This is a genomic window from Galbibacter mesophilus (assembly GCF_023721415.1).
GTDB lineage: Bacteria > Bacteroidota > Bacteroidia > Flavobacteriales > Flavobacteriaceae > Galbibacter > Galbibacter mesophilus.
Map to the genome: position 1 here is coordinate 702,590 of NZ_JAMQVC010000002.1, position 17,200 is coordinate 719,789.

Below are 17,200 nucleotides of genomic sequence, written 5' to 3' on the forward strand. Positions count from 1 at the left end.
GGAACTCTTGATGAAATGGAAACGTTGGCGCATAAAAATGACTTCTTGGGAATATTGGCCCATGTGGGTGTTATATGTTCCCGTGGTGTTTCAGCATTTCTACCTGGCTTTAAAGGCTAAAAGTCTCTTTTTTTTCCTAAAAGTAAATCCCGCCATAAAAGAAGGTTTTATTTTAAGTGATGAAAAATACACTTCTCTCAAATTGGTTCCTGAAGAAAACAGACCAAAAACGATTTTAATTGAAAAAGGAAAGTCGCTGAGTGATATTTCTGATGCTTTAAAAAAAAATGCAATAGAGTTTCCTATAATTGTGAAACCCAATATAGGTTTCCGCGGAGTTTTGGTAAAGCTTTGTGAAAAAGTGGATGATTTAAAGGGTATTGACTTCAACAAAACATCCTATATCATTCAAGAGTATATAGATTTTCCGGTGGAAGTTGGAGTTTTCTATTACCGTTTTCCAAATTCGCTGTCGGGTTTCATTCCTTCCATTACGCTAAAAGAATTTTTATCCATTACCGGTGACGGTATTTCTACTTTTTCTGAATTAATAGAGCAGAAGCCCCGAGCATTTCTTCAATATGATAAATTAAAAAATACATTTTTTGATACATGGGATAAAGTGATTCCTAAAGGAGAGATTATTAAACTGGAAAACATAGGAAATCACAATCGCGGTACTAAATTTATTAATGGGAATCATATAATTGACGAAGCACTACTCAAAGTATTTGATGAGCTTAGTTTTAAAATGAAAGGTTTTTATTTCGGCAGGTTTGATATAAGAACAAGCTCCATCGCTGATTTGAAAAAAGGAAAGAACTTTAAAATTCTGGAAGTGAACGGAGTGGGTGCTGAGGCAACACATATTTATGACCCCAATTATCGTCTTTTGGATGCATGGCGCGAAACTCTTTTTCTATGGCGGATAGCCTTTAACATAGCTATGGAAAACAAGCAAAAAGGAGAGCAATTTCCTGTTTTTTCTGATGCGAAAAAGCGTTATTTGCAATATAAAAATTACAAAAAAGTAGCCCTAAGCTAGAAATCCCTCAAATCGCTATACAAATTTAAAAATGACTGGAATGAATTCAAGACAAGAGCAACTTCAGGCAGTAGACAGGTTATTGACTATCATGGATGAATTGCGCGAACAATGTCCATGGGATAAAAAACAAACCTTACAAAGCCTTCGCCATCTTACTATTGAAGAAACGTACGAGTTGGGAGATGCTATTTTGGACAATGATTTGGAGGAGGTAAAAAAAGAATTGGGCGATTTGCTGTTGCACATTGTTTTCTATGCCAAAATAGGAAGCGAAACAAACGATTTTGATATCGCAGATGTAGCCAATGGAATTTGCGAAAAACTGATTTCAAGGCATCCACATATTTATAGCGATGTAAAGGTAGAAAATGAAGAGGACGTAAAGAGAAATTGGGAAAGCCTTAAGCTTAAAGAGGGCAAGAAAAGTGTTTTGGAAGGCGTGCCCAAAAGTTTACCAGCCTTAGTGAAGGCAAGCAGAATACAAGACAAAGTAGCCGGTGTTGGTTTTGATTGGGAAGAGCCACAACAGGTTTTTGAAAAATTACAGGAAGAATTGGGGGAGTTGCAAGAAGAAGTTAACAAAGATGATAAAGATAAAATTGAAGCCGAATTTGGTGATGTGCTATTTTCAATGATTAATTATGCTCGGTTTTTAAAAATCAATCCTGAGGATGCTTTGGAACGAACCAATAAAAAGTTCATAAAACGATTTCAATATTTGGAAAGCAAATCCAAAGAATTTGGGAAAAGCCTTGAGGATATGACACTTACCGAAATGGACGTTTTTTGGGAAGAAGCCAAGCGTATTTCATGAAACCGAATAAAAGGGTATTTTAACGAATATTAATGAATTTAGCTCGAAATTTGTTTTTTATTTAAGAAATGTTTTATATTTGGCACTGAACTAATTTAAAAAACGAACGCCTATACCATAAAATTACTTTTAAACTAATAATGAATTAACAATGAGTTGCCACTGGCAACCCTAATTTGTATTAAAAGTAATTGTATGGAGCAAACACTTCACGACGGTGCCCTTGTAGCACAGTATATAAAAGGCGACGAACAATCTCTCGAAATATTGATAAATAGGCATTCTCAGCGTATTTATAGCTTTATATTTTCAAAGGTTTACGACAAAGATGTTACGGAAGATATCTTTCAAGATACATTCATCAAAGTAATAAAAACTTTAAAAAGAGGTAATTACAACGAAGAAGGAAAGTTTTTACCTTGGGTAATGCGTATTTCCCATAACCTGGTCATAGATTATTTCAGAAAAAACTCAAGAATGCCAAAATTTGAAGGCAGCGACGATTTCAATATCTTTTCTGTTCTTGGCGATTCTGCTTTAAATGCTGAAAAACAAATCATTAAAGACCAAGTAGAAACCGACGTTAAAAGACTAATAGACGAATTACCGGAAGACCAAAGGGAAGTATTGGTAATGCGGCTTTATAAGGATATGAGTTTTAAGGAAATTGCAGAACAAACAAATGTGAGTATAAATACAGCTTTGGGTAGAATGCGTTACGCAATAATCAATTTAAGGAAGATGGTAGAAAAGAATAATATTGTTTTAACTAATTGATACAATATAAAGATGATAGCTCCGTTATTAAATTATTAATAATAAAATTTGGGGCATGCAAAAACTTTACTCTTTTCAGAAATCAAAATCCGATACGTTAAAACCCAAAGAATCAACTATTGAATTTTTACTTAGTTATTCTAAGGCTTTAAGTGTTATGAAGTACAAAAAGTTGGAATTTGACACCTTGTTAAACTAAACTTTTTCTAAAAAGACCTGTTGTTCATCAACGGGTCTTTTTTGTTTTAGCCGCGTTGTAATCTTTTATAACCGACTTCCTCCCGATAGTTTTGGTAATAATGTCCTTTTCAAGATTCCAGCCTCTTGCGGGCGAATACTCCCGTGCGTAATAAATTATTTGAAGATGGAGCTTGTTCCATAATTCTTTTTTGAACAAGCGTTTGGCATCTTTTTCTGTTTGGGTTACATTCTTACCGTTGGAAAGTCCCCAGCGGTACATCAATCGGTGAATATGTGTATCTACAGGAAAAGCAGGTATGCCAAAAGCTTGGGATATCACCACGCTAGCTGTTTTGTGACCAACACCGGGCAATGCTTCCAATGCTTCCATATCCGCAGGAACTTCACCGTTGTACTTTTCAATTAAAATTTGCGATAGTCCGTGGATGCCTTTGGATTTCATAGGTGATAAACCGACTGGCTTAATGATTTCCCGTATTTCTTCCACAGATAATTTCACCATTTGGTAGGGATTTATAGCCCTATCAAAAAGTAATGGAGTTATTTGATTAACTCTTGCGTCGGTACTTTGAGCGGACATTAAAACGGCTATTAAAAGGGTATAGGGATCGGTATGGTCAAGGGGAATGGGAACGGTTGGGTATAACTCTTCCAAAGTATTCACCACAAAATCAACCTTTTCTGCTTTGGTCATTTTTACGTAATTTTAAACAAAAATAACGGAACAAAGTTCAAATAAAAAATATGTTTATGAAGACATTGAAAGCAGGAGATAAAGTACCGGATTTTACAGTAAAAGATCAAGATGGAAACGATGTTTCCCTATCCGATTATAAAGGAAAGAAACTAGTGGTATTTTTCTATCCAAAGGCCAGTACACCGGGTTGTACCGCCGAAGCATGCAATTTAAGGGATAATTACAAAGCCCTTCAGGAAGAGGGTTACAGTTTGTTGGGCGTTAGTGCAGATTCTCAAAAAAGACAAACCAATTTTAAGAACAAGTATGAGTTTCCATTTCCTTTATTGGCAGATGAAGAAAAGGAAGTCATTAATGCTTTTGGCGTTTGGGGACCTAAGAAATTTATGGGTCGCGAATATGACGGGATTCACCGTATGACTTTTATTGTAAATGAAGAAGGGGTAGTGGAGCGCGTAATTGAAAAGGTAAAAACAAAAGATCACGCCGCCCAAATATTGGATGCGTAGATTTTGATAATAAGAAAAATGCGAGCATTCTTTTAAAGGAAGTTCGCATTTTTTGTGCTTTTAGAATCCCATGCTTTTATAAGTTAAATCGTTTATAGAGACGAAATAATAAATTCAATCGGCTAACTTAAAATGTCATAATAAATGAACTTGGTAAAATTTAGTAAAGATTTAGGAAACTTGAAGCCTAATAGAAAATTACTTTTAAGAAGAGGGTATAGTGATGAAATGATTGATAAATTATATATTCAAGAGTATCAAATAGAAGATAAAATTTTAAATTCAAAGGCCTTAAATCACTACAAATCTATAGAAGCACGAGATTTCATCGAACTATTTAATTTAGAAAGGTTTAGAATAAGGAACATAAGTTTTCCGAAGAAATTGGAATATGTAGAGAAGTATCTAAAAGTAGGGGAATTTGATGGCGGTTATTTGGGGTTAGATGAAATAACCGGAATGATTTACATAATATATTCTGATAACTTAAATTGTGTAAATGAAATCTTTTCCACAAAAGACTCAGAATATTTTGACATTTTATTGATAATCGCAGAATATTCTAAGAATGTTTCCGAAGGTAAAATCAATGCCTTTGATGAGAATGCTAAAAACAAATTTATTGAAAAATGTTATTCAGTTTGTCCATCAGGATCATATGAGATATTCTTATGATTTTCTTATTAAAAGTTTGAAATATATGGTATCCTCCAGCAAGTGATATCTTCCTATCTGCGCACAATCAAAATGAGTAAAACCAAAAACACACGAGACTTTTCAATAGTTCAAAATTAAAACTTATAAATACACTAGAAATCCCAAGCAGGAAGTTTCAATTCTTCCTAGGCATTTAAAAAATCATCAATAGCCTTTCGCATTGGAATAGAAGGTTGGGCACCGATTTTTTGAACGGAAAGGGCAGAGGCTGCTGTTGCAAAACGAATGGCATCTTCAATACGCTTGTTCTCGGTAAGGGCAACGGCAAAACTTCCGCAGAAAACGTCTCCAGCGGCAGTGGTGTCTTCTGCAATTACTTTAAAAGCCGGAATAAAATGGGTTTCATCGTTTAAATTATAAACAACTCCCTGCGCTCCAAGCGTTACAATAACTATTTTTGGTCCAAGCAAAGCTAATTCTTGGCAAGCCTTTTTAGCCGAGTCTATTGTGTTAACCTTTTTTCCTGTAATAAAGCTCGCTTCCGATTCATTGACCACGAAAAATTTAACCTTTTGTAAAATTGATGTATCAAACGGTTGGGCCGGCGCCATGTTCCACAGTATGGGAATATCTTTTTCTTCAGCAATAGAAAGAATGTATTCAATAGTTTTTAAAGGGATTTCGAATTGTAGCAGTATAATATCTGCAGAAGAAATGGCAGATAAGGATTTGTCTATTAAATCTGGGGTAAGCATGTAATTGGCACCAGGCGCTACGGATAAATAATTTTTGCCATCATCGCCAATCATCACTAGTGCGTGTCCGCTTGCGACGTTGTCACATTTATAAATAAAATTGGTGTTGATTCCATCTTCCTCAAAATTATTAATCATTTTAGGGTGATATGGGTCTATTTTTCCTACGCAATTTACAAAAGTAACCTTTCCCCCCGCACGGGCAGCAGCCACCGCTTGATTAGCACCTTTTCCTCCAAATACCTGTTGAAAAGTAGCATTTGTAATAGTTTCTCCTTCCGAAGGTAACGTATGCATCTTCATAATCATATCCACATTGGAACTTCCTATAACTACAATGTTTCCATCCATTTTTAAATAATTCTAGCTAAAATGATTAGTATTAGTCCGATTATAAAAAAACCGAACATTGCTGTTAGCCACGGAGCGGTTTTCTTCTTCGCCGTTGCAAATTCTTTCCAAATAAATACACCCCACGCCGCAGAAATCATGGTGGCTCCTTGACCGAGACCGTAGGAAATAGCATAACCCGCTTTTTCGGAAGCAATTAAACTAAATTCCATAGCGGTACACCAAATTAATCCACCTAAAATACCCATAATATGCGTTTTAAGGGAAGCGGTGGAGAAATATTGTTTATAGGAAACTGGTTCCCCCACAAGCGGCTTATACATAAACCAGCTATTAAATACAAAGTTGGAAATAAAGATACCCAATGTGAAAATGAACATGGCGGTGTACGGAGTTAACAAACCTATTTCTGGGGCTTTGAAATCGCTAATCATAGCATCTGCCACAAAGCGGTAGAAAAACCCCATTAAAATTCCGGACAGAATTGAAATGATAATACCTTTTTTCTTGTTGCCATGAGAGGTTTTGGGAAGTTTTGTATAGGCCTTTGCATTGAATAAAATAGCGAGCACTACAAGAAGCAATCCTAAAAATAAGAGATAAGGGTTTCCTAGGGGATCAGCCATGTAATTAACAACGACGCCAATAACCAAAGCTAAACCAACGGCTATTGGAAATGCCACGGCCATACCCGCTATGGCGGTAGCAGCCACGATTAATAGGTTGGATAAGTTAAAAATGACACCTCCCAGAAATGCCGCCAAAAGGGCTTCGGGGTTTGCAAGGGTTAAATCGGTAATAAAGTCCCTGCCATTCTCCCCGTTACTTCCCAAAGTAATGCCGAACAAAAGCGAAGTTATTACCAAACCAATGGAATAATCCCAATAATAAAGGGAAAAAGACCAATTTTTCGGTGTAAGTTTAAGTGTGTTTATCCAAGAACCCCAGCCAATCATTGTGATAATACAAAATAAAACGGCCGCGGAGTAAGAGTCTACAATATACATGGCAAGTATTTACGTTTTTGATAAGAATTAGTTCTTATATTTCTTTTCTGCTTCTTTCATAATGGTTTCCGTAGCTGTGGCTCCCACACGGTTGGCACCTGCTTCTTTGGCCTTTAACAATTGTTCCAAAGTACGTATACCGCCAGAAGCTTTAACTTTTACATTAGGACCGATGGCATTTTTCATCAACTGCAAATGGGGAATGGTGGCACCGATATAATTATAATTCCCATCGCTATTTTTGCTGAAACCAAATCCGGTAGAGGTTTTAACATAATCTACCTTAGCCTCGGTACAAATTTCACAGAGTTTTTTCAATGTTTTTTCTTCGGAAATATAATCGGTTTCGAAGATAACCTTAATAGTAGCGTTGTTTTTATGGCAAGCCTCGGTTATTGATGATATTTCCTTTTCTACATATGCCCAATCTCCTTCCAGTGCTTTGGCAATATTGATCACCATATCCACTTCTTCAGCTCCGTCCTTACATACATTTTCCGTTTCAAAAACTTTGGTTTCAATACTAGAGTTACCAGCGGGAAAACCAATAACACAACAAATTTTAACATCGGTATGTGCCAAGAGTTTTTTGGCATCTGCTACCATGTAGGACTTCACGCAAATGGAAGCAACGTTATATTTTTCTGCTACTTTACAACCTTCCTTTAAGTCGGTAAAGGTGTGGGTAGGGTGGAGGATAGAATGATCTATCATTTTTGCAATTTCCTGTATCATTTGTATATTTTTTAAGATTATAATTTTGAAAGTTCCATAAGTCCGGTTAGAAATGCTGCGGAATGAGGAATCCAATCTTCATCAGTAAATGAAAACGGACCGTCGTTCTCTTTTTTAGGCGAAACATCCATTTTAAATTGTTCACCGGTTGAAAAGCCATTGCAAACAACGCCTCGCGTGTTAAACCACGTCCCTGCGGTTTTATTTCCAACCGCATTCATCATACTACGCGGAACGGCTTGGTCTTTTAAAATGTCTTCAGAATAAATTACGCTTCCTTTAAGGCTGTCTGCGGTAACACCCGCATTTAAACCAGCAATCCATTGTAAATTACCGATTGCAATTTCCTTCAGTTTTGAATCTTTAAAAAGTGCACTTAACTTAGAAGCGATGGCTGCAGTATATCCATAAATGGCATTGGTACCGTGAAAAAAGCCAGCAAACCAAATAGGACCTTCATTCCCGAAAATTCCGTTGGGAACAAGAAGAAACGGGTTTTCCGAACACGTTGGAATTAAAACTCCGTATGCATATTTTTTTAAACATTCTTTCCATTCGGGCGCTTTTCCATGGTCGGGCCAAAGCGATAGCATTTCAAAAAAAGGAATTAAATAATTGGGAAATAATCCGCCAGCATCAGCGCCATATTCTTTGTGTTTTATAGCGTGCACCCATAAATTCTCACTATGTGGAAGGCTGGAAAACTCTTTGAAATGCCCGTAATATCCATGCTCTGTCTGACTTTCGGTAAACTGCCTTTGCATAATTTCGTCAGCATAACCAATAGCCAATTCCTTGGCGTCTGTATTGCCTAGTTTGAAGCTTTCCAAACAACACCAGCATAAAAATATAAGATCCCTCGTGAGCCATTCATCTTTAGGAATTTCTGTATTTTCTGGCAATCCTCTTTGAAATTTGGAGTATCCATAGTCGCCTAATGGTTTGGCCTCGTTTAGGAGCCAATCCAAGGAAAGGTCTGCTGCATTTCTATAAGTTTTTATTTTTTCAGAATAGTCGTTCGGTAGGCAGTCGGCTGCTTTATAAAGCGCAACCACCGCTTTTGAAACATCATTGGGGAGAACAAAATCTTCATGACCGAGAAGATCGTGACTCATAGCTCCTTTTTTATACCCCAATTCAGTTGCTTTTTCCTGTGTCATTACCAAATAATCAGCGCCAACAATAATTTGCTCATAAACACGGTTTAAATAATCCTTGTCAATGGCTTCATGTTGATGTTTGCCAATATCTGCTAAGCACATAATCATGGCGCTTTGTGCGGGACTTTCAGCCCAAAGGGCCCCAGCATCCTGCCAGCCGGCGCCAACGCCTGTAAAATGCTTTCGGCGTTCAAGCATATCTACAGATGCCCAAACATGGGAGGCATTCCAAAGTATATCTTTTTTAACGGCAAAACCTTCTTGTTGGAAGTAAACCTCCTCTTCATTTTGCACAATAATTTTCCATACACCTTCTTCAGAAATATCCTTAAAAGTAGCTATCCACCAATGACTTTTCCAAGTTTCGCCCCAATAGATAAAGTTACTTTGGTATTCTTTTTCTGAATTTTCTGGAATAAGTTTACAAACCGCAGGTTGTTTTATCAATTCCTTTTCGGGCATACGAAGGATAATTCTGGCCGGCTCATTTAAAGGATAACCAATTTGAGAAAATAGAAGTCCGGAAACTTTGGTATTCTTGGTTTGAAGTGATTCGGGAATTTTATAATGATAATTTTTCCAGGGCCTTTCTGATTTGTCTTCGGTGGTACAAGCAAAAACGCTTTGCGTTAAAATACCACCACCGAAAAACGCTGAATTTTTTAAAAACTTCCTTCTGGTCGGTTCTTTATCTTTCATAATGGTTGGAAGGTTAATTTAGTGTTTTCCAAATGTAATCAATAAAACTTGTACGTACAAGTTTTATTGACTACATTAGTTATATTATTTATTGAAAAACCTAACTTAATTAACCAATGAACTTTAAATTTATTTACTTTTCCATACTCATCTGCAGTAGTTTATCTTTTTCTCAAAATAACAAGAATCAAAAAAATAGCATATTTGAAATAGCCAATGCATCTGTAAGCAGAAGTTTCAACAACCGCCAAAACAATTGGCAAACAGCCTTTATTCATTTAAAGGATAGTAAAGATACTTTGGTAGGAAAGAGCAAGGACTTTTCTTTTTTATGGAATGGTAAAAGATATTCAGGTTTATCTGATTGGACGTTAGTCAAAACCACCAATTTTAAGGATGAAGATGGCGGCAAGGGATTAAGCGTTACTTTAAAGGAAAAAGTTGTAAACCCTTCTGTAGAAATAACCATTTTTTATGTGGTTTATTCTGATATTCCTGTAATCAGAAAATGGATTCAGTTTAAAAATTTAGCGTCTAAAGAAAGTAATTTAGAAGATCTTACTGTGGAAGATCTTTCTACAAACCTTAATAAAATTGATTCCTGGGTATACCATAATTATGCCCGTATGAAACATTTGATGAAATATGAAGGTGACTGGGACGATCCTTTGGTGGTGGTGCATGATCATAGCAAAAGAGCTGGGATAGCTTTGGGTAACGAAGCGGTTGGGGTTTTAAAGCGAACGGCCTTTCATACCACAGAGAATAATGTGGAAATAGGACTTACAAAACCTTCTTCTACATATCCTTTCCGAAAATGGCTGGCACCCAACGAAACTTGGGAAAGTTATAAAACCTTTATTTGTTTATACTCCAATAGAAATGATGGCTTCGATGTAGTAAATAATGAAGTAAATACCTTTACTACCCAATATATGAAGCCGCAAGTATTAAAACTGAATGAGAAACCCACTTTTGTGTACAATACTTGGTATCCCTTCCGAACGCACATTAACGATTCATTGATTCGGTCGGTTGCAAAGTCGGCAGCAGCGTGTGGAATTGAAGAATTTGTCATAGACGATGGTTGGCAAGTAAATGCACACGGGAAGTCTTCCATAAGAGGCTGGGGTGAAAATTATGGGGATTGGCACGTAGATAAAACTAAATTTCCCAATGGATTAAAACCAGTTTTTGATTATATTAAATCGCTTGGAATGAAGCCCGGTTTATGGATTTCTATTGCATCCGCTACCAAAGATTCCAAGGTGTATAAAGAACATCCAGAATGGTTTGTAAAAGATGAGGAAGGGAAGATAGGAAACCTGCATTTTAATAGTGAACAGGATCAAGGCTTTTATACCGCTTCGTTTGGTACTGAATGGAAAGACTATATAAAAGACGTTATTGTTAGATTGGTAAAAGATTACGGTTTAGCGTATGCTAAGCTGGATTTAGCGGTTGTAAGCAGTCCCTATGTTAATAACGATTCTATCGCGGGTTCATATGCCAAAGGCCACCTTTATAAAGATCATTCGGAATCTTTTCTGGTTTTATACGACCGATTATTACAATTCTTTGACGAACTACATGAAGAGGTACCTGAGTTATTTATTGATTGTACTTTTGAAACAGCGGGAAAGCTACACATGATGGATTACGCCTTTGCGAAACACGCTGAAGGGAATTGGCTGTCTAATTTTGAAGAAGCTTCGCCTGTAGGCCCTCTTCGGGTAAGGCAAATGGCTTGGTGGAGAAGTCCGGTAATGCCGGCAGCTTCCTTGGTTATTGGGAATTTACCTATGGATGATCCGAATTTTATGTTTGGATTTAAATCGCTGGTGGGTACGTTGCCCATTGTATTGGGGGATCCGCGAAAACTTTCCGAAGAAAAGAAAAATCTTATTCATTCTTGGGCAACTTGGTTAAAAGATAAGCAAAAAAAGTACGATTATATGGCGTATCGTAAAGATCTGCCAGGATTTGGTGAACCTCAAGAGGGAATGTGGGATGGGTGGCAACGTATTAACTTTGAAACCAAAAAAGGCGGATTGGTAGGTGTATTTAAGCAAGGAGCAAAGGAACCAGAGCGGACCGTTTTTATTAATGATTTATTTTCTGATAAAATATACGATTTACGCAAAGCACCCAATGGAGAATTAGTATGCCAGAAAACTGGAAAAGACTTGATGGAAAACGGCTTTCCTGTGATTATTACGGAATCGTACGGCGGTGAAATATTTGAAATTGAATTATTGGATAGTAAATAATATTGTTCCTCTAAAAATCACAAAGTCGCTGAAAGGATATTTCTTTCAGCGACTTTACATTTTTTAAGCTATTTTTAGTTGGTTTTAGCAACAAAACCACCGAAAGGCAACACCTTAATGGTGAGGGTTTTAGTTGATTCTGTATATTTGAATTCCCTTGCTTCTTCGCCATCCATGATTAATTCAAAGTCAGTATTCCCATTAATAAAAGAGGTGTCAATTGTCCATTCTTTTTCGGAATCTTCTCCATTAATCCCAGCGATATACCATGCATTTTCTTTTCGTCTCGCTAAAACAACATCTTTTCCTGGTGAACCTTGTAAATATTTCACTTCATCCCAAGCTACAGGAACTTCCCGTAAAAAATTCTTAGCAAATTCGGGGATGGACTCATAACCTTTTTTAGAGCCTCCAAAATGTTGAATACCAGATTCAAATAAAACTGATAAGGCTAATTCATGTGTGTAGGTGGTTATGTGTGGTAAAATGTTATCATAAAATAAAACAGGCGTATAGTCCATAGAACCAATAACATTTCTGGTGAAAGGCAAGATGGTATTGTAGGCGGGTGCTCTTTCCGTAAAGGTTTTGTCAAAAGAGTAACACTCAGCTCCCTTTACACTTTCCATGGTTAAAAGATTAGGATACGTACGTGCCCAACCGCGCGGAATACTAGCCCCATGAAAGTTAACAAGTATTTCAAAATCGCTGGCATCTTTTAAAATTTCAGGATAAAGGTCCAAGATGGTTTGTTTATCACTTTGAAAAAAATCGATTTTAACCCCTTTTATGCCCCAATCCTGTAATTTTTTAAATTCGGCTCTTCTCGTTTCCTTTATATGCATTCTATCGCGAGGTTCTTCAGTTACCACATTATGCGGCCCACCAGAGTTGTACCAAGCCAGCAACCCAATATTTTTGGAATTGGCATAAGAAACCAATTCCTGAAGTGTTCCTCCATTCATTTTGTTCCAATTGGCATCTACCAAAGAATATTCCCAATTCATTTCCGCGGCAAGGTCAACATAATCCTTTAGCTTGTCAAAATCCTGCGGACTATCATGATCGGCTAGCCAGCTCCAAGAAGCACGTCCGGGAAGAATCCAGGAAGTATCTTCTAACTGACTTTCTTCACTAACATTCTTTACGAGATTAGAAGTTACGATATCATTTAAATCGTTGGAAATGGTCATGGTCATCCAACTCGTTTTCCACGGTAATGTGTGAGAGGGGTTAGATTCGTACAATCCTTCTGCCTCTGCTTTATTCGGAAAAAGAAAAGTATATTCCTTGTTTTGAGGATCAGCTTTAAAATGAATACCAGCATAACTGTTATCGAAACCAGCGTCACTTAGGAGCGCATAGGTTTTTCCCAATTGAAACAAGGCAGGAAAACACCATCCTTCCCCAGTAGGTGATTTTTCATACAGCGATGGTACTTCCTCATGATATTTCTCGTATGCAGGACTCCATTTTGTAGGCTCCGCTTGGGGCATAAGCCATGCTTTTCCTTCTTTTGCAAACTTAATTGTGCTTGCGTCCTCTTTAATTGTAACTTCTTTGTTTTCATTTTCAGGAAAAACATAGCGATAAGCATAGCCATCATCATAAACTTGAAACTCTACAACGAAAGGAATTCCATTTTCATTGAATACGGTTATTTCTTTTTGAATACCATTTTGGTTTACACGAGATTGTTTTCCTGATTTTAAGGTATAACCTTGTGTAAACGCACTGTCATTGGAAACTTCTTGTATGCTTAGATTTTTAGAAAAATCGGAATCGTTTCGCACAATGCCCACACGCGATGCCTTTAGAATAGTATCTTTCTCTAAAATAACATCATAAAATAATTTCCCTTCCTGTAAGTATAATTGAATTTCTATATTTTTCTTAGGGGAAGAAATGCTTACGTTTTGAATTTTTTCTTTGGAGCATCCTATTGCAATACAGATAATAAAAAGACTGAAAACGGTTTTTGTTAAAAATGATTGCTTCATTTAAGTAAAAATTGATTGGTTAGTTAGGTGAGGTGTATGTCATGTTTTATTATGAACCTGTAACCTCACATAAGCTCCGTTGTGTCCTAACTGTAAATGGAAGGTTGATATCGGAGCAGTGGTTATAAAAGTAAGAAATACCTTAATTCGTTTATTACCAGTTAATAATTTTTTTGTAAAGTTGAAAGAATAGTGTAATATTTTGATAATAATTGATACAAAGGCTAACTATTCAAATTATCGTTTAAAATAGATTTACAACATTTTTTTCATGAAATACAATTAACTAGAACGAAAAAATAAGCAGTTTTTTTAAGTCAAGCATAAATCATTTAATTTTTTTTGCTTCGGTCAATAGTCGTAGTGAGGTATTCTTAGAGAATCGTTAGAAAGAGGATTGTATGAAGACTTTAAATTGGTTGTATATTTGTTTTCAGTATTGTAGAAATAGAAAACACCAAATGGGAGCTCAAAAACAATCCATTCCTAAATATCAAGTAGTCTGTAATCATTTTAAAAAGCGAATTCAAAAAGGATATTTTCTTCCTGGGGACTATTTGCCATCGGAACATGCTATTTGTGCGCAATTTAATGTCACGAGAACTACTACTCGAAGAGCGTTGGATGCACTTTTGAATGAAGGATTTATTACAAAAGAAAGAGGTAAGGGGAGTAGAGTAGTGGAACGGAAAAACGCTTTGGGACTTCTAACCGTGAAAGGTTTTTCTGAAGTTTCAGGAGAAAAGGCGGAAACGCTGGTTGTAGAGGATACCGCACTAGATAGTTGGAATGATATACCATATTTTGCTCCTTCTTCCAAGGAAAAAGATTCAGAATGTGTTTCCTTTAGTCGATTAAGAAATATGGAAGGAAATGCGGTTATGGTAGATAAAACTTGGTATTCTTTAGACTATCTGCCATTAATTTCAGCAAAAGACTTTGTAGCGGATTCCTTCTTTAAAACTCTTAGTAAACAGTATTTGATTGAAATTCTGGGCTCAGATCAAGAGTTAAGGTCAGAACCAGCGACGGCTTCTTTGGCGGAACAGTTAAATATAAAAACCGGTGACCCAATACTGCACATCTCCATTAGGTTTACCACCACTAAATCAGGTTTTTACATTTACAGTGAGGTATATTGTAACACCAAAAAATACCCGATAAGTAACAGCTATTTTATCTAAAAGAAATAGCGAATCTTTATTCCTGCTTCTCCTTCGCCTTAAGTTCTTTCTTTGGCTTATAATCGAAAAGACCTTTTTCTTTAATCAATTCAGCAATCCCTTTTGGAAGCATTTTTTCCCATCCATCTTCGCCTTCAGCAATCATTTTTAATACTTCTCTAGAGAAAATGTCCAAAATCTGATCATCATAGTCAAAAATATCAACCACTTTACCGTTGTATTTGAAGAACTTATAAAGCTCTTTCATACGCGGATGAACCTTTAAGTTGTTGCTGGTTGTAGTTAAGCCAGTTTCCTGATCGATCATAGGGTAGAGGTACACTTTTAAATCCTTGTAGAATAGTTTTCCGAAGGCTTCCAAGATTCCTCCACTTAAATGGCGATAATATTTTTCATCAAAAATATCCACTAAATTGTTAACACCCATGGTAAGCGCCATACGCTCTTTAGAATATTCAGAGAAGTATTCAACGAGTTTATAATATTCCTGGAAATTGGAAATCATTACCGTTTGGCCGAGTGAACAAAGCAGTTTTGCACGGTCCATGAAGTCTTCTTCGTCAATTTCCCCTTCTGCACGAAGGTTGGAAAGGGTAATTTCAAAAACAACCACTGTATTATCAACATCTACTTTGTTTTCCCGAATAAATATGTCGTACGATTTTTTGTACATGTCCATATTCACCATGGTTACCGGTCTAAAACTACCTCTAAGAGCCAAGATGTTCTTTTTGTAAAGAATCGCTGCCGGAAGGATGTTATTGCCATCTGGACCAAACATTACGGCGTCTGTCATTCCGTTCTTAACAAGCTGTAAGCTCATTAATCGGTTGTCAACCTCTTCAAAACGTGGACCAGAGAAATTAATGGTATCAATTTCAATAGTATCGTTATCGATATGGTCGTATAAGTATTTTAAAAGTTTTTTCGGTTTGTGGTGCTTGTAAAATGCTCCATAAATAAGATTTACCCCAACAATCCCCAACGTTTCTTGTTGCAAGCGGGCTTCCGTTTGTTTAAAACGAATATGCAGAATAATCTCGTTGTAATCTTCATTTGGATCCAGTTGAAAACGAATTCCCAGCCAACCGTGACCTTTAAACTTCTTAGCAAAATCAATCGTAGCTACGGTATTTGCGTAAGAAAAGAAAATTTTATTCGGATTTTCATCACGAGGGATGCGCTCTTCCATTAAACGCATTTCGTGTGATAACATTTTTTTTAATCGGGCTTCCGTTACATATCGTCCATCGTCTTCCACTCCGTAAATGGCGTCGCTAAAACTTTTGTCGTAAGCACTCATGGCTTTTGCGATGGTCCCTGAAGCTCCACCAGACCTAAAAAAGTGTCTAACGGTTTCTTGACCTGCGCCTATTTCTGCAAATGTTCCATAGATATCTTCATTCAAATTTATTCGTAACGCTTTGGATTTAAGCGAAGGAACATTCTCAAAGTTCTTATCCCCTTTTAAAACTAATGTCATTGCAGCTTTTAATTTAGTACAAAGTTAAAAAGTTTCATGAAGCTATTCGGAATAATAATGATAAATTTGATAAAAAATTTAGCAGTTTGAAGGTAACATTTCTCGGTACAGGTACTTCTCAAGGAATTCCTATAATTGGAAGCAACGATCCAGTTTCCAAAAGCAGTGATTCTAAAGACAAGCGTTTACGGGTTTCTGTAATGGTAGAATGGGACGGTTTTAGGTACATTATAGATTGTGGCCCCGATTTTAGACAGCAAATGCTTACGCATGATGTAAAAAAAATAGATGGTATTTTATTTACGCACGAACATGCAGATCACATCATGGGATTAGACGATATTCGTCCTTTTTTCTTCCGTCAAGGGGATATTCCCATTTACGGTCATAAAAGAGTGCTGGAATCTTTAAAGATAAAGTTCGACTATATTTTTGCGACAAAAGATCGTTACCCCGGGGCGCCAGCCGTTCAAGAAAATATAATTGAAAATAATGTGCCGATTTCACTAGGAAATTTGGAAGTGGTCCCAATAAATGCATTTCACAACAGGTTGCAGGTATTTGGGTTTCGATTTGATAAGTTTGTGTACCTCACAGATGTAAAAAAAATTGCTCTTGAAGAAATTGAAAAACTAAAGGGGACAGAGATTTTGGTGGTGAATGCCTTGCGGAAAGAACCACATCATTCCCATTTTAATGTGGAAGAGGCATTGGCTTTTATTGAAGAAGTGGCTCCTAAAAAAGCCTTTCTAACACATATTAGTCCGATGATGGGTTTTCATGAAGAAGCCCAAAAAGAATTACCGGCAAATGTTTATATTGCTTATGATAATTTAATTGTTGAAATTTAAAA

General features: G+C 36.6%; 15 protein-coding genes. 8 read left to right on the forward strand and 7 right to left on the reverse strand.

All coding sequences use genetic code 11. The annotated features are described in order from the left end of the window. Positions 1-10: 10 nt before the first annotated feature. The 3 genes from NDQ75_RS09855 to NDQ75_RS09865 all read left to right on the forward strand — a co-directional run bounded on the left by NDQ75_RS09855 (position 11) and on the right by NDQ75_RS09865 (position 2,639). A complete protein-coding gene (locus NDQ75_RS09855) occupies positions 11-1,045 on the forward strand; it encodes an ATP-grasp domain-containing protein (protein WP_202027309.1) in 1,035 nt (344 codons plus the stop codon). A gap of 40 nt (positions 1,046-1,085) precedes the next feature. Next, on the forward strand, positions 1,086-1,862 hold the full coding sequence (gene mazG, locus NDQ75_RS09860; RefSeq protein ID WP_202027310.1) for a nucleoside triphosphate pyrophosphohydrolase: 777 nt from the start codon (positions 1,086-1,088) through the stop codon (positions 1,860-1,862). Positions 1,863-2,057: 195 nt separating this feature from the next. Further along, on the forward strand, positions 2,058-2,639 hold the full coding sequence (locus NDQ75_RS09865; RefSeq protein ID WP_202027311.1) for an RNA polymerase sigma factor: 582 nt from the start codon (positions 2,058-2,060) through the stop codon (positions 2,637-2,639). 226 nt (positions 2,640-2,865) lie between these two features. Here the strand turns inward: NDQ75_RS09865 and NDQ75_RS09870 are convergent, their stop codons facing one another. Then, positions 2,866-3,534 carry an endonuclease III domain-containing protein gene (locus NDQ75_RS09870; protein WP_202027312.1) on the reverse strand — a complete coding sequence of 223 codons (669 nt, stop codon included), beginning with the start codon at positions 3,532-3,534 and terminating at the stop codon, positions 2,866-2,868. Positions 3,535-3,590: 56 nt separating this feature from the next. Here NDQ75_RS09870 and bcp point away from each other — a divergent pair, with 56 nt between their 5' ends. Both bcp and NDQ75_RS09880 read left to right on the forward strand, forming a co-directional pair. Next, positions 3,591-4,046: a thioredoxin-dependent thiol peroxidase gene (bcp, locus tag NDQ75_RS09875; RefSeq protein WP_202027313.1), complete on the forward strand. Its 456-nt coding sequence runs from the start codon at positions 3,591-3,593 to the stop codon at positions 4,044-4,046. 144 nt (positions 4,047-4,190) lie between these two features. Continuing rightward, positions 4,191-4,721: a hypothetical protein gene (locus tag NDQ75_RS09880; RefSeq protein WP_202027314.1), complete on the forward strand. Its 531-nt coding sequence runs from the start codon at positions 4,191-4,193 to the stop codon at positions 4,719-4,721. Between the two features lie 167 nt (positions 4,722-4,888). Here NDQ75_RS09880 and rbsK read toward each other — a convergent pair whose 3' ends face one another. Genes rbsK through NDQ75_RS09900 form a run of 4 tightly spaced genes read right to left on the reverse strand, consistent with a single transcriptional unit; the run spans position 4,889 to position 9,410 of the window. Further along, positions 4,889-5,809, reverse strand: coding sequence for a ribokinase (gene rbsK / locus NDQ75_RS09885; protein ID WP_202027315.1), 921 nt, complete (start codon positions 5,807-5,809; stop codon positions 4,889-4,891). A 2-nt stretch (positions 5,810-5,811) separates the two neighbouring features. Further along, positions 5,812-6,816, reverse strand: a complete 1,005-nt coding sequence (locus NDQ75_RS09890) for a GRP family sugar transporter (protein ID WP_242513613.1) — start codon at positions 6,814-6,816, stop codon at positions 5,812-5,814. Between the two features lie 27 nt (positions 6,817-6,843). Continuing rightward, positions 6,844-7,551 carry a deoxyribose-phosphate aldolase gene (deoC, locus tag NDQ75_RS09895; RefSeq protein ID WP_202027316.1) on the reverse strand — a complete coding sequence of 236 codons (708 nt, stop codon included), beginning with the start codon at positions 7,549-7,551 and terminating at the stop codon, positions 6,844-6,846. Between the two features lie 17 nt (positions 7,552-7,568). Then, a complete protein-coding gene (locus NDQ75_RS09900; RefSeq protein WP_202027317.1) occupies positions 7,569-9,410 on the reverse strand; it encodes a hypothetical protein in 1,842 nt (613 codons plus the stop codon). Positions 9,411-9,526: 116 nt separating this feature from the next. Here NDQ75_RS09900 and NDQ75_RS09905 point away from each other — a divergent pair, with 116 nt between their 5' ends. Next, complete coding sequence (locus NDQ75_RS09905) at positions 9,527-11,680, forward strand: glycoside hydrolase family 36 protein (RefSeq protein WP_202027318.1); 2,154 nt, start codon at positions 9,527-9,529, stop codon at positions 11,678-11,680. Between the two features lie 74 nt (positions 11,681-11,754). On the opposite strand, the gene NDQ75_RS09910 is transcribed toward NDQ75_RS09905, so the two are convergent. Beyond that, the gene (locus NDQ75_RS09910; protein WP_202027319.1) at positions 11,755-13,680 is read right to left on the reverse strand and encodes a glycoside hydrolase family 97 protein; all 1,926 of its coding nucleotides are present in this window, start codon (positions 13,678-13,680) and stop codon (positions 11,755-11,757) included. 401 nt (positions 13,681-14,081) lie between these two features. Between NDQ75_RS09910 and NDQ75_RS09915 the strand changes: the two genes are divergently transcribed. Beyond that, positions 14,082-14,864 carry a GntR family transcriptional regulator gene (locus NDQ75_RS09915; RefSeq protein WP_202027320.1) on the forward strand — a complete coding sequence of 261 codons (783 nt, stop codon included), beginning with the start codon at positions 14,082-14,084 and terminating at the stop codon, positions 14,862-14,864. A 16-nt stretch (positions 14,865-14,880) separates the two neighbouring features. On the opposite strand, the gene NDQ75_RS09920 is transcribed toward NDQ75_RS09915, so the two are convergent. Further along, on the reverse strand, positions 14,881-16,347 hold the full coding sequence (locus tag NDQ75_RS09920) for a TonB-dependent receptor (RefSeq protein WP_202027321.1): 1,467 nt from the start codon (positions 16,345-16,347) through the stop codon (positions 14,881-14,883). Positions 16,348-16,433: 86 nt separating this feature from the next. On the opposite strand from NDQ75_RS09920, the gene NDQ75_RS09925 reads away from it, so the two are divergent. Further along, positions 16,434-17,198 carry an MBL fold metallo-hydrolase gene (locus NDQ75_RS09925; RefSeq protein ID WP_202027322.1) on the forward strand — a complete coding sequence of 255 codons (765 nt, stop codon included), beginning with the start codon at positions 16,434-16,436 and terminating at the stop codon, positions 17,196-17,198. Positions 17,199-17,200 lie beyond the last annotated feature (2 nt).

Coding starts and splice junctions, on each gene's coding strand:
- NDQ75_RS09855 (WP_202027309.1), top strand. CDS start 11: ATGAAATGGAAACGTTGGCGCATAAAAATGACTTCTTGGGAATATTGG.
- mazG (WP_202027310.1), top strand. CDS start 1,086: ATGAATTCAAGACAAGAGCAACTTCAGGCAGTAGACAGGTTATTGACT.
- NDQ75_RS09865 (WP_202027311.1), top strand. CDS start 2,058: ATGGAGCAAACACTTCACGACGGTGCCCTTGTAGCACAGTATATAAAA.
- NDQ75_RS09870 (WP_202027312.1), bottom strand. CDS start 3,534: ATGACCAAAGCAGAAAAGGTTGATTTTGTGGTGAATACTTTGGAAGAG.
- bcp (WP_202027313.1), top strand. CDS start 3,591: ATGAAGACATTGAAAGCAGGAGATAAAGTACCGGATTTTACAGTAAAA.
- NDQ75_RS09880 (WP_202027314.1), top strand. CDS start 4,191: ATGAACTTGGTAAAATTTAGTAAAGATTTAGGAAACTTGAAGCCTAAT.
- rbsK (WP_202027315.1), bottom strand. CDS start 5,809: ATGGATGGAAACATTGTAGTTATAGGAAGTTCCAATGTGGATATGATT.
- NDQ75_RS09890 (WP_242513613.1), bottom strand. CDS start 6,816: ATGTATATTGTAGACTCTTACTCCGCGGCCGTTTTATTTTGTATTATC.
- deoC (WP_202027316.1), bottom strand. CDS start 7,551: ATGATACAGGAAATTGCAAAAATGATAGATCATTCTATCCTCCACCCT.
- NDQ75_RS09900 (WP_202027317.1), bottom strand. CDS start 9,410: ATGAAAGATAAAGAACCGACCAGAAGGAAGTTTTTAAAAAATTCAGCG.
- NDQ75_RS09905 (WP_202027318.1), top strand. CDS start 9,527: ATGAACTTTAAATTTATTTACTTTTCCATACTCATCTGCAGTAGTTTA.
- NDQ75_RS09910 (WP_202027319.1), bottom strand. CDS start 13,680: ATGAAGCAATCATTTTTAACAAAAACCGTTTTCAGTCTTTTTATTATC.
- NDQ75_RS09915 (WP_202027320.1), top strand. CDS start 14,082: ATGAAGACTTTAAATTGGTTGTATATTTGTTTTCAGTATTGTAGAAAT.
- NDQ75_RS09920 (WP_202027321.1), bottom strand. CDS start 16,347: ATGACATTAGTTTTAAAAGGGGATAAGAACTTTGAGAATGTTCCTTCG.